Genomic DNA, 12,870 nt, shown 5'->3' on the forward strand with positions numbered 1-12,870 from the left:
TTAATGTAGTACAATAAAGTAGCAAGTCAAAATTCAGATTTCAGGAATTTTTAAAGTAGGAGTATTAAAGCCACCTATTCGTACATCTTTATTAGCTTTTTTCTGAGGTCGCGGCTTTTGCTAGCCAATAAGAGTATTATATTTTACAAAACTACCAGCACATATCATTAACGGAATATTATGCTGTTTAGTCTAAACAACTTGCCCTATTGGATTTTTCTGGGAATGGGGGTTTTGCTGTTCTTTTTTATGATAATTTCCGGCGGGGGAGGTGAAGATTTTGATATTGATGCAGATGTGGATGTAGATGCAGATGTAGACGCAGATAGCAATAGTGAATTGGGCTTTGGGCAATTTCTGGGATGGGCTGGGATTGGGAAAGCTCCATTGATATTATTACTGGCTACAGATTTGAGTTTGTGGGGCGTTTTGGGGTGGATGTTGAATGTTTGGTTTGGTGGAGCTTCCAATAATACTGGTAGCTTTATCGCCAGCATTATATTATTTGGTTCGCTGATTATTAGCTTGTTGTTGGGAGGATTAATAGCGCGACCAATTGGCAAAATATTTGCGGAGTTTGGTGAAGATGTGAGTAGCGATCGCTTAATAGGTTGCGTTGGAATTGTAACATCTGCTTATATCCCAACTGAGAATCAAGGCAGAATTGGACAAGTAGATGTGCTAGATGCAAAACGCAATCTTTTAACTATTAGTGCTGTTTTACCAGATTGGGGAACTGTTGCACCAGAACGTGGAGAAAGGGTTTTAATTATTGAACATAAGGCGCAAATTTACGTAGTTATTGCTAAAGATAGTCCTGACCACGAACACTGGTTAAATAATTCGTCTCGTAGAGATTCAATTTCTTAAGAGGTAAAAAAATGCTTTTTTTGTTAACTTTTATCCAGTCTTTACCGAGTATCGAAATAGCTGAAGTTCCAGAGATTAAGTTACAACAAAAACAAATAACATTAATTGACCAAACACTCCCAGTAAAAGTTATGCCTAATTTTGCTCAAGTCAATGGCGGATTAGTATTTCCAGTGGTGATTGCTGGCTTAGTTTTATTACTATTATTCAGCTTGTTTGCTTATACGCGGGTTTATGTAGTGACACCCAACAACGAAGCTTTCGTGAGGACTGGGGGTCTTTTTCTGAAAAAGAAAGCGGTGATTCTCTATGGGGGTTGTATTGTTTTACCCGGATTCCACCAGCTGACACGAGTACCTCTGCGAGAAATTTCTATTGATGTAGAACGCACTGGTAAACTTGCAGTCCGGACTAAAGATTACTTACGAGCAGATATCCGAGTGACTTTTTATGTATGTATTAATGCCTCTGAAGAAGATGTTTTGACAGCAGCCGCTAGACTATCTCAAAATGGTACTAAAATTACTCCAGAAGATATAAAAAATGCTTTAGAAAAAAGAGCAGATGACGCAATTAGGGCGGCAGCTAAAACCAAAGATTTAGCAGAAATTGATTCTGATAAATTGGGTTTTGCTCAAGAAGTACTGAACTTGGTAGGAACAGATTTGAAAAAAGTCGGCTTGACTTTAAATAACATTGCTATCTCCGAAATATTAGAAAGTGTTACTTACGATCCAGATAACTTTTTTGATGCTCAAGGTGTGCGTTTACGCACCGAAATTATTCAGCGCTCGATTCAACAAAAACGTGAAGTTGAGTTAGCAGCACAAGTGACGATTGAGCAAAAAGAACTCGATGCTCAAAAGCGATCGCTCCAAATTGCCCAAGAACAAGAAAGTGCAAAACTAGAACAAAAATTACAAGTAGAAGCACTAAAAGCACAGCGAGAACGGGAAATTCAAGAATCCAAAGACAGGGAAGCTGCAACAGTACGCCGGACTAAAATTTTGCAAGAAAAATCAGTTGAAGAAGAAGAAATTCGCAAAAATTTATCGGTGCAACAAAGTCAAATTGAAGCTGATATTGCTCTGGAAGAACGCAATAAACAGCTAAAGGTAGTACAAGCACTGCAAAAACAGGAATCCGAACTTGCAGAGATTACGCGTCAACAAACTGTAGAATCAGGAAAACTACAAGCACAAGTGCAGATAGTTGAGTCAGAACGACTGGCAAAACTGGCTCAAGAAGATGTGGCGATCGCTATTGCTAACAAAAAACGCGAAAGCTTTGTGGCGCAAGCACAACAAGCCAAAGCCGAAGAATCAGTTAAAACCGCCGGTGAAGTGGAAAAAGCCGAACGCAACAAACAGCTATCGATTATTGCAGCCGAACGAGAAGCGCAAGAAAAGAGTATTGGCGATCGCAACGTTGTCGAAATCGATGCTTTCCGCCGCCGCCGTCAAGCCGAAATTGCCCAACAAGCAGCAGAATTAGAAGCAGAAGCAATTCGCACCTTAGCAGCAGCTAACCGCGACCAAGTTTTAGCAGAAGCCGAAGGTATTCGAGCTAAAATCGCCGCCGAAAATTCCATTAGTAATGCCAATCTCACTGCCAAAATTATTACAACTATTTGGCCAGAATTAGCCGATAAACTACCAGAAATTGTTACTGCCTTAGCACCGCAACCAGGAGTTTTAGGAGATACTCGCATTTATTCATTCCCTGGTGCAAATGGTAGCAACGGCAGTCAGGATATTAACAAATTGCTACTATCTACTAGTGGACTTTCCTTAATAAATACTTTACTAGAGGAAGGTAAATTAGGCGAACTAATCGGTCAAATCAATCAGCTAGTGCATGGCAATAACCCAGTAATAACTGGCACATCAAGTCAAATTTCCTTAGAAAATCCTCCAATACAAGGTGCGATCGAAAACAATATACAAACTGATGGAAATAAATTGTAATTCAGTTTTGTAATGGTGATTTAGAAAAAGTACACAAAAGTACACAGTAAATAGAATACGCTTGGTGCTTTTACTCTGACAAATACAGTGTATTTCAGTTAAATGAAATACGCTGTATTTGATTTTTGGAGTACGCATTGACATAGCCACGACTTACGAAATAGATAGCCGAAAACCTTATTTTTGCATGGCGGTAATTCATGAATTAGGGCTACTTTCGTTATCTTTTGCAAAAATCAAAAACGTTGGTTTCTATCAATACCTCAAAAATCTATTGCATTATTTTAGCCGTGTCAGTCAAATAGGGTGCGTTATGCCTCTGATTAACCCACCATCAGGAAGTTTGGTAAGTTACGAGTCGCACAAGTTCTACCAATTCATGCTTTTAGCCGGTGTTGTCAAGCAGAAATGGCTCAGCAAGTAGCAGAATTAGAAGCAGAAGCTTAAGATATTGCTGTTGTGGACGATTTCTTTTTGCACTTCATTACAGAGAGATCGTGTTTGTAGCCTTCATTATTGCTTAAAAATACCAAGAGTCAAAATACAGTTTCTTTATGTACGGGATGTTATTTCACTCAAATTTTATAATTCTTTGTTGATTTAAATATTTACTTCATTTTTCTACCAGTAGAAATAGCATTTTAAAACTAATATCTGTTGAAAAAGCTACTCAAATATTAATTTAATGATGAGACATGAATCTAGTAATTTTGCCCTGTTATTTTCTAGGGAATAAATCACATAATTGGTGCATAAATAAGAAAAAACAGGAACTAAAAATAATGTTTATTAAAAAAATTGCTTGTATTGCTGCTCTCTCTACAATCGCTTCTATTAGTTATGCTGGTTCAGCACATGCTTTAGGATTTACATATGAAGCTGGGGCTTACCGCCAACCTACAGCAACAAATGAAGGTGTTTTTTCTGAGAATGTTAATAGCGCAGGTTATACAACCTTTGATTTTAATAATGGCCAAGTACCAGGCAATGACCTAGTAAAATATTCTTTTTCTAAAGGTACTTATTCTACTACAGCTTATTCTGGTCAAACTGGTATTTACTCCGATGTTTGGGCACCTTCTGGCGCTCACGCAGAAGTCAACCAAACTAATTATTTAGCAGTTTTCTCCGATAGCGATACCATCATTGAAGCTAAAGGTAATAATACTTTTAGTTATTTCGGTTTTGATGCAGGCGCTCTAAGTGTAGGCAACACATTGAAATTCTTTAGCGGCACCACTTTAATAAAAGAGTTAACATACGACATCTTAAATGGAGCAGCTACCGTTGGAGCTTCCCAACATGGTGGTCAAAAGAATGGCTTCTTTGAGTTTTTCTCAGAAGGTGGGAATGACAAGTTTAATAAAATTGTCATTTCTCAAACAGAAGGTGGTGGCTTTGAAAGTGATAACCATACATTTCGTGTTGAAAGCGTGCCCGAACCTAGTGTTACTTTAGGTATGTTAGCTGTCGGCGGGTTATTTCTACGCAAACGTAAAAACCAAAAATTGCAAACTGCAAAGGAATCTGCTTAAACAAAAGTTTAGTTTGGTTAACTTAATAAATTTTTCAGTAAGAGCGTTCGGTACATAGCGAAGGATTTTCAAAATCCTTCGCTTTGCTTTATTTGATGGAAGTATTTTTTCGCTGACTAGCTCAAGAAGATGTCGCGATCGCCATTGCTAACAGAAAATTACGAATATCTCAACTCAACACTGCAAATGGTTAAACCGGGATAAAACTGGATTCTACTAGTTGATTGGCTTTGACTCCAGCTAACAGCGCTAACGTATCATTACCAAAGAGAATCGCAGCACTGCCATTCACATTAGCAAAAGTTAGTTGACCAAAACTCAGTCCGCAGGATAAGCCGATCGAGTCTTGTCCAAGGGTAAAGTCTTGGATTGTGTCAGTGCCGTTGCCATTACGAGTAAAGACGAAAGTATCTCGACCATTACCACCATTAAGCAGGTCATCGCCATTACCACCGAACAACGTATCATTGCCAGCGTTACCAAACAAAGTATCTTTCCCATTCCCCCCGCTGAAGTTATCATCGCCACTAGTGCCAGTGAGGGTATCTTTGCCATTGCCGCCATTGACTGTTCTGCCGACTTCTAAGGTAACGATCGCCTGACTGGTGAGGCTGCCATCGCTCGCTGTGTACTTGAAGCTAGCCGTACCGCTAAAACTAGAGTTCGGGGTAAATATGACGTTAGTGCCGCTTATAGCAACGCTACCACCCACAACATTGGTAAATCCATTGGGCAAAATAGACAGCGTTGTGTTGGCATCGGGGTCAGTGTCGTTGGCCAGCACAGTGGCGATGGGGATTAGCTTCGCGACACTCTGGTTAGCTGTGAAGCCACTGTCATTATTCGCAGTGGGTGTCTCATTGACATCTGTAACTTTCAATATAAAGTTAGTGCTGGCATCAGGAGTGCTACCCACATTGGCATCATCCACCGCAACAGTAACCGCATAGCTAGATTTTGTTTCAAAATCGAGACTGGTGTTGGCTTTGAGGTACAGAACATTGCTAGCAATTTCAAAGGCGCTAGCATCAACTCCGCTGAGGCTGAGGACGTTAGTGCCTAGAGCATCATCGGTCGCCGCGATATCTGCCACTTTAATCCGTGTTGCGGTGCTGGTGTTTTCAGCGATCGCTGTAACCGGATTATTCAACACTACAGCCGTGGGAGCTTGATTCACAGTTACAGTCGTGCCTGGAGAGCCAGTCTCTGGAACATTGGTTGCAACGAACGCACCATTGACTCCGGCAACACTCAACGTCGAGACAGTCGGCAGCGGAAGCGTAGTGCTGCCCACACCGGCCTTGTTATCAAACGTGAAGCCTGTGGTGGATGTACCAAACCTAATACCAGTAATCCGGTTTCCGCTCAAATCAAAGAGATTTACTGCGTCGCCCCCGGTACTTAGACCTATGCCAGAACCACTGTAAGTACCGATAGTGAAGTTACTGGGGAAATTATTGCCAAACCATGCCGTCTTGAATGCGCTTGCGGTACTTGCATCACCTTCGATAAAGATAACCGATTGCCCAGGAGCGATGCTAGTAAGGCCGTTGAGCGCCACAGAATTAGCGAAGTTGTTCGAGTCGTCGTCTATTCTCCAGCCAGTAATGTTCGCAGTGCTGGTGCCTGTATTTGTTAACTCGAACCAGTCGGCACCATAGGGGCTGTTGCCACTGCTCCACGGTGACACCTCGGAGATGATGACGGAGGGAAGTGAGGGTGTTTCATTCACCACATCGGTGACAGCCAAAGTAAAGTTGGCGATCGCATCCGGAGTGTTGCCAACAGTTGGGTCATCTACATTGACGGTGACGCTATAGCTGGTTTTGGTTTCGTAATCTAGAACGGTTCCGGCTTTGATGTAAAGTCCAGTGCTGTCAACTTCAAAGAAGTTAGCATCAGTTCCAGTCACAGTTAGGTTATTTGTTCCTAGTCCATCGTCGGTAATGGTAATGTCTGCTACTTTCAGCCGGGTTGTGGTGCTGGCGTTCTCCGCGATCGCTGTAACTTGATTGTTCAGCACTACAGCAGTGGGGGCTTGATTCGCAACTGAAGAAGGCGCGTAGACCCAGAGTTGCGGGTGATTGATATTACCACCACCATTCTCACTGACGACATAAAGATAACCATCTTTATCCATCGTCAGACCTTCATGTTGCTGGTCTACAACGGACAGGGGATTACCTGGATTGGAGACAATCGTCAGCGAACTGTAGATATTTCCGGAGCGATCGATTTCGACGATTTTGCCCGATTCTTGACTCAACACCAGCAGGTGACTGTAATCAGCTTGTCCGTTCAGAGATGATAAATTCGACAACGCGTAAACATCCGCAAAATCCAAAAGGTTGGCCAGTGCAGGATTAAAAAGGTCAGTCGAGTTGACTGTGGTGGGCGAACCGTTTGTCGCAGTCCCGGCTGCAAAATCGATGTTGGTTTGAAATATCCCTTCTGGTTGCGTCTCCTTGACGGCGATGAATCCGTTTGTCAGTGGGTCATAGGATATGCCTTCAATGCCAATATTTCCCACCGTTGTACCGAGCTTGACGGTTTGTACGTCGCTTTTGGTAAGGGTAGTGTTTGGTAGGTAAGTAAACAAGTTGGCCTGCCGATCTCGCTCCTCAATCAAGACGAATTTGCCGCCGCCAATGTAAGTAAGTCCTTCCGTATCATAGAAGTCGGTACCTTGGGGACTATTGCCAGGAGCCAAGGTCATTGAGTCGATCAATTGCCCCGTCTTCGTTACTTGAACAATGGATGTGCTACCGTCGCCGACGACGAACAGCGTATCGGTGTCCCAATTGTAGGTTACGGCCGAGACTTCCTGAGCTAGTTTGCTGTTGGGAGGTGCAGTGGTGCGCGTAGGTTCGGGCAGGTCGTACCGATCGATTAAGGTATAGGTTGACAGATCTACTGAATTAATTGCTGGCATTACTATTTGTCCTTAGAAGGGTAAAAGTTTGCAGGAAAATATGGTGCAGAGTGAGCTAACCTATCAACCCAAAAAACCTGCAATATGGTCTAGGAAAACTTGCTATCAATAGCTTGTAGCGATTTTTAAATAAGATTTATATGAGAGTGCTATTTTGGTGTATGCGATCGCTACAAAAACAGAAGTATTTATTAACTTGATTAATGATTTTTATCGCACAATACTCATAAAATAGTTGAAACAACAGCTTTTATTGGACAATACACTTTAATTTCAAATAAAAATTTAAGAAAAATTTAAGAAGAGTTTATGGGTAAAAAGTTAGATACCCAGCTTTTAACCCCTTTATTGAATTTGCGATTGAAAATCTAGAGCGTACAATTGCTATTAGTAATAAAAAATATCAAGATAGAGCAAAAACTGACTCAAGTTTTGATAGTATTCGGGAAGATGAACGCTTTCAAGCATTCATTCAATAACCGCTAGAAAGACTAAACTAATATAGCAATCGCCCTAGATTGCTAGCCAAGAAAAAACGCGAAAGCTTTGTATGGAATATTCACTCAAAGAATATCTTGGCGTAGGAACGTTATTCAGTATCATCCAGGCGTAATTTGTGTGGATTTTTCAGAATAAATATATCGTTATACTTTATTAAGTCACCCGTGCAATAAACGGGTAGGTGTTCTTGGTAAGCCTTTAGTGCGAGAATGTAGTTGCGATCGCTTAATTCAGTGTAGATGAGACGCAGTTTATCAACAAAAATACCCGACTAAGTAAGCTTCTACTTGTAGCGGGTCGATATATTTGAATTTTTCCACATCCGGGAAAGAAAATAGCTGTCATAGAATGAATTCAGAGGCTTGAAAGCTGTTTAAATTTTGGATTTTGAATCTTCAATCCAAAATCCAAAATTTAAAATCTAAAATAGAATTGCTATATCATCGCCGATATTCATCACCACAATCGCCAATTATCTGATACAAATCGCGTGATTGACGAGAAACAGCATCAATGCGATCGCGATCGTCAGTATCTAAACTAAAACTAAAAACTTTGGCGTTATCTTCTATATGTTCGGATACTCCAAGTCTGGCACCAACTATTACACCTCCCACAGTTGGTTTATCTAAAATGTAACGCACTGCCACGTTGGCAATGCTTACTTTATGCTTATTAGTAATTTCTTTGAGGATAGCAAGCAACTCTTGAAATAATTGCCAACCACCCCAAGCATCAATCATATTTTTATATTTTTTCAAGCTAGCGGTAGTTAAATCAAATCCTCGCGGTTCTGGTTTACCCAAATACTTTTCTGATAACAAACCGCCGCAAACTGTACCGTAGGTAAAAAGTTTTATATCATGCTGCTGACAAAATTCAATCATCTTCACTTCCGGACGGCGATCGACGAGTGAAAATTGTACTTGGTTAGAAACAATTTTAATGCCTGCTTCGGTAATAATTTTTAAGTGTTCTGTGTCAAAATTAGTCAAAGCTAAATGCTTAATTTTGCCCTCAGTTTGCAATTCTGCCATATATTTGAGGGCATCTAGATAATTTTTATCTCGATATTCCCACCAATGGAATTGCATCAAATCTAATGATTGCACATTCATTCTTCTCAGGGAAATATCAATATTTTCCTCGACGAATTGTTTGGTCATTTTGCCAGGACGAGGCACCCATTTTGTAAAAGCTTGTACTTGAGATAAAGCATCTTTGCCACGGGTATCAACTAGTTGACAGCGAAACTCACCGATAAAATCTTCTGCGGGGCCGTAATGATCTGCTAAATCCCAAGTTGTGAAGCCTGCATCGAAATATTTGAACATAGTATCAATGGCAGCTTGGGGATTGATGCGTCCGTGTGCGCCAGAGACTTGCCACATCCCATTTAATATGCGGCAAATGTTTAAATCAGGAGTGAATTGGAGACGACTAGCTGCGGGTAAGTTCATTTTCAAGTTAGGAGTTAGAAGTGAGGAGTTAGGAGTTAGGAGTTAGGAGTTAGGAGTTAGGAGTTAATAGTTAATGAGTTGGCAAGAATTTTTACAGCCTTTTTAACTTTTCTACTTTATTATGAATGATTTAGCACTGCTAGAGATAATTAAGTGTTAAAGTTTAACTCTTAACTCCCAACTCTGAACTCCTAACTTTTTTTAATGCCAGCCTTTTTCAGCTTGTTCGATAACATAAACAGCAACATCTTGAATTTGCTGTTCGGTCAAGCGGTCTTTATAAGCTGACATATTATTTTTACCATTGGTAACTATCGATGTAACTGCCTCTATTGAATCCATACCATATTTCTTAAGTGCTTGCTTTTTGAGGGTTTTACCTCGCCTGACTATGTTACCACCATTAATATGACACCCAGCACAATGAACGCTGAATATTTGTTCGCCGTTAGCTGTATCTACTGCATTAGCTGGGAACGTCAAAGTACTTACCAATAATAAAAAAGTTACTAATACCGATGTTAAGAGTTTTTTCACTCAGTTTCTCCAGATTTTGAAATAGCGATCGCCAAAACAATTGTCATAATCAATACAAAATAAACTAAGTCTCACCCCCACGAATCAAGGCTGTTTTACTTCTAAATTCTCCTGTATTAAAGCGATTCAAAATCAGATGTGAATCCAGCAAATTGCGTACAATCTTCCTGAAAAGCTTCAGCATCGCTAACATCCTCAATTTTATATGACATGATGCGGGTGCCATCTGGCATTTTTTTAGAACCAATTAATTCACCTTGATATTTTTCGGCGATCGCCTTAAATTCAGTACCATATACCTTCCATGCATCGCCAGAACAACTAATATTTACTCGCCACATATTTGATTCTCAATTATTAGCAACAAATATTCATCATCTCACAAATAGGTAACACCTCTTTAGGATTATGGCTTTCTATCTAAAGGATGTGCCAAGCATAATAACCCTACGCCACAATGGGTATGTAGAAGCATGTCTATAAATTTTTATCCCAATTAGTAAAATCTCCAGAGTTGAAAATGCCTAACAATATCAAACAACAAATTCAAGCAGACTTACAACAAGCTAAAGAAACCGGACAATTAAGAACTGAAAGGATTCGGGAAATTGTCAAATCCGCAGTTTCTCAAGTAGCTTCTGAGTTCAAACAAGGTTCTAGTGAAATTCGTACTCTTGTTAAAGATGCCGTTTCTGCTGTGATTGACAACTTCCAAGAAAAAGGTAGCGAACTTAAAGATGAAGTAACAGCTTCCATTGAAGGAGCCTTGGAAGGAATTAATAGTCAAAGACACGAAAATATTGTTAAAACTCAGGCAGATATCAAACGGCTACAGGCTCAACTAGATGGTGAAGAAGAACAACTCCAGCAAGAAGTTGATGTAATTTTGGCAGAGATTGAAGAAACAAGTAAGGAAAAACCTGCTAGTACCAAAACTGCGATTGATTCTGCTATCAATGCCATTAAAGATAGCGACGAAATGGCATTGTTAAAGAAACGTTACGCGCAACTGCAAGCACAGCTAGCAATTGTTCGAGCTAATATGGCTGCACGCTATGGCGGACGTTCTATGGAAGTTCAAGATTATCTCAACGAAGCCAAACACTGGTACAATCAAGCTCGTCCCCAAGCGGAAACTCTTGCTACACAGGTAGAACAAAAGCGATCGCAGTTAGAAGACAAGCTAGGTGAAGCAGGTACATCTTTAGCTAGAAAAGAGTACCAAATTAAACAAACTTTGAGAGAGTTACTGTTAAGTGCGGCTGACTTGTTCAAAGATAAGGAACCTGCTGATAAAGAACGGGAAACTATCCACAAATAGACGGCTTTAGTATTTATCTATTAACTCATTTCTCGTAGGGTGCGTTACGCCAAAGGCTAACGCACCTGTTAATTTACGTAATCTGTGGAAATAATATCAAATCTAAAATTTAAAATTTGCTCACGCGCAAGAAACAGTTATGCGGTCAATTTAAAATTCACAATTGTTTCACGTTCAAAAACATTATTCTACTAATGTATTCGTATTATTCTTAAAATAATATCATGTTCGGTTAATTAGTAAACCCAAAGAACCCCACCCCGCCAAAGCTGTGCTTTGTCTCCCCTCCCCTTAGCAAGGGGAGGGGATTAAGGGGTGGGGTCTAATGATTACTGAAATCATAACTAATTACCCGCACATGATATAAAATGGTGCGTCAGGCTTTAGCCTAACGCACTTGAGATTACTAAACTTAATCTTGTTGCGTATTAATAAATACGTCCTTCTCGGCTCATTTGTTCGTCAAACTTGGCAATAACCCAAACTGCATGAATACTACCAGGAAGCCAACCGAGAAGTGTGAGCAAAATGTTGATAATTAATGTCGGCCCAACTCCAACTGTCAAGAAAACGCCTAAGGGAGGCACTAACAAACCGAGAAGATAACGAACTAATTTCATGATGTTGTTACAAGTGTGTAAATTTGTTTAATTTCATTCTCCAAAAGAGACCGAATTAGAAAATCCATCTAATGAGTTATCTTAATTCGGAAATTTTGTTTGGAGTAGAGACGCGAGTCAATTAGCATTTCTACTCCTGCCGATGTTTATCTAGAAGGTAATTCACCTTGTGTTTTGACATTTCCACCACTGGTTAACAGGTTTCTTTCAACAAAGTAGTTGTTAATCAAGGTGTTAGCAAAAGATAGAATTACAGGCCCAAGGATAAAACCTATAAGTCCGTGAACTGAGAACCCAGGCACTAAAGCGGCTGCTAACCAGAAGCAAAAACCGTTGATGATGAGGGAAAATGCTCCAAAAGTTAAAAAGTTGAGTGGCAAAGAAAGTGTAGAAAGAATCGGCTTTAAGGAACCGTTTATTAAACCGATTACGAAAGCCGCAATTAAAGCTGCGGGAAAATTAGCAATGTCAACATCTGGAACAATTAAATCAACAATTAATAAGCTTAAAGCTGTAGCTAGGGCTGTTAAAAATGGCGTCAACATTGTTTTTACCTAATAAAGATTTTTTCTTTTCAAACTTCTTATTTCATCTTTAACTAGGCACTAGATTTTAACCTCTCTTGAAAGATAGAATTTGCTTCTATCCTTAGGTCGAACGGTAAAAAACTACAGTAGGAACATCCAGCTATGCGTCCCTACTGTGTAATGTTTTTCAAGTAATGTTACATTTCTTTAACCACCCAAAAAATTTAATATTTATTTAATGCTAGAAGGTCGCGATCGCTCAGATTTTCCAGACTCAGGTTTATAGTAAAGGGCTGATTTATATAAAACTTGTTCTTGATGGGTTTCTAAAGTACAATCCGACAGCGGATAAGTTACACAAGTAACAACATAACCAGCCTGTATTTCACTTGGACGCAGAAATTTTTGCTCGCTTTGATCGACTTCACCACCGATAAGTTTGGCGATACACGCAGAACATTCGCCTTGCTTGCACCCAGATGGTAGGCGGATATGAGCGTCTTCTGCTATATCCAAAATATATTCATCGTCTGGTACTTGGATGGTGCAATCTAATCCCAGACTAGGATTGATGAGTCGGACTTGATAAACTGCCATTTG

The 12,870-nt window shown here is 40.0% G+C and carries 13 protein-coding genes; 6 read left to right on the forward strand and 7 right to left on the reverse strand.

The genetic code is table 11. The features are described 5' to 3' along the window. Window positions 1-225: 225 nt before the first annotated feature. From NSTC745_RS07405 to NSTC745_RS07420, 4 genes are all read left to right on the forward strand, one after another. Entirely contained in the window at window positions 226-870 is a 645-nt protein-coding gene (locus tag NSTC745_RS07405; protein WP_445638551.1) for a DUF1449 domain-containing protein, read from the forward strand. An 11-nt stretch (window positions 871-881) separates the two neighbouring features. Further along, a complete protein-coding gene (locus NSTC745_RS07410; RefSeq protein WP_445636574.1) occupies window positions 882-2,837 on the forward strand; it encodes a flotillin family protein in 1,956 nt (651 codons plus the stop codon). Window positions 2,838-2,955: 118 nt separating this feature from the next. Beyond that, a complete protein-coding gene (locus NSTC745_RS07415) occupies window positions 2,956-3,261 on the forward strand; it encodes a hypothetical protein (protein WP_445636575.1) in 306 nt (101 codons plus the stop codon). A gap of 271 nt (window positions 3,262-3,532) precedes the next feature. Further along, window positions 3,533-4,372 carry an Npun_F0296 family exosortase-dependent surface protein gene (locus NSTC745_RS07420; RefSeq protein WP_445636576.1) on the forward strand — a complete coding sequence of 280 codons (840 nt, stop codon included), beginning with the start codon at window positions 3,533-3,535 and terminating at the stop codon, window positions 4,370-4,372. Window positions 4,373-4,562: 190 nt separating this feature from the next. Here NSTC745_RS07420 and NSTC745_RS07425 read toward each other — a convergent pair whose 3' ends face one another. Next, the gene (locus tag NSTC745_RS07425) at window positions 4,563-7,304 is read right to left on the reverse strand and encodes an SdiA-regulated domain-containing protein (protein ID WP_445636577.1); all 2,742 of its coding nucleotides are present in this window, start codon (window positions 7,302-7,304) and stop codon (window positions 4,563-4,565) included. 359 nt (window positions 7,305-7,663) lie between these two features. On the opposite strand from NSTC745_RS07425, the gene NSTC745_RS07430 reads away from it, so the two are divergent. Then, a complete protein-coding gene (locus NSTC745_RS07430) occupies window positions 7,664-7,783 on the forward strand; it encodes a TPR end-of-group domain-containing protein (protein WP_445638552.1) in 120 nt (39 codons plus the stop codon). A 462-nt stretch (window positions 7,784-8,245) separates the two neighbouring features. On the opposite strand, the gene NSTC745_RS07435 is transcribed toward NSTC745_RS07430, so the two are convergent. The 3 genes from NSTC745_RS07435 to NSTC745_RS07445 form a co-directional block, all read right to left on the reverse strand. Continuing rightward, a complete protein-coding gene (locus NSTC745_RS07435) occupies window positions 8,246-9,265 on the reverse strand; it encodes an aldo/keto reductase (protein WP_445636578.1) in 1,020 nt (339 codons plus the stop codon). 201 nt (window positions 9,266-9,466) lie between these two features. Further along, window positions 9,467-9,802 (reverse strand): cytochrome c6 PetJ, encoded by a 336-nt coding sequence (gene petJ / locus NSTC745_RS07440; protein ID WP_445636579.1) that lies wholly within the window; start codon window positions 9,800-9,802, stop codon window positions 9,467-9,469. Window positions 9,803-9,918: 116 nt separating this feature from the next. After that, entirely contained in the window at window positions 9,919-10,143 is a 225-nt protein-coding gene (locus NSTC745_RS07445) for a hypothetical protein (protein ID WP_445636580.1), read from the reverse strand. A 179-nt stretch (window positions 10,144-10,322) separates the two neighbouring features. Between NSTC745_RS07445 and NSTC745_RS07450 the strand changes: the two genes are divergently transcribed. Continuing rightward, complete coding sequence (locus NSTC745_RS07450) at window positions 10,323-11,123, forward strand: histidine kinase (protein ID WP_445636581.1); 801 nt, start codon at window positions 10,323-10,325, stop codon at window positions 11,121-11,123. Between the two features lie 428 nt (window positions 11,124-11,551). Here NSTC745_RS07450 and NSTC745_RS07455 read toward each other — a convergent pair whose 3' ends face one another. From NSTC745_RS07455 to NSTC745_RS07465, 3 genes are all read right to left on the reverse strand, one after another. Beyond that, window positions 11,552-11,743 (reverse strand): YqaE/Pmp3 family membrane protein, encoded by a 192-nt coding sequence (locus NSTC745_RS07455; RefSeq protein ID WP_096535234.1) that lies wholly within the window; start codon window positions 11,741-11,743, stop codon window positions 11,552-11,554. Between the two features lie 146 nt (window positions 11,744-11,889). Beyond that, complete coding sequence (locus NSTC745_RS07460) at window positions 11,890-12,288, reverse strand: phage holin family protein (protein WP_445636582.1); 399 nt, start codon at window positions 12,286-12,288, stop codon at window positions 11,890-11,892. A gap of 213 nt (window positions 12,289-12,501) precedes the next feature. Further along, window positions 12,502-12,867 (reverse strand): 2Fe-2S iron-sulfur cluster-binding protein, encoded by a 366-nt coding sequence (locus NSTC745_RS07465; RefSeq protein ID WP_445636583.1) that lies wholly within the window; start codon window positions 12,865-12,867, stop codon window positions 12,502-12,504. Between the last annotated feature and the right edge of the window lie 3 nt (window positions 12,868-12,870).

The sequence above is a fragment of the Nostoc sp. DSM 114161 genome (assembly GCF_052692665.1).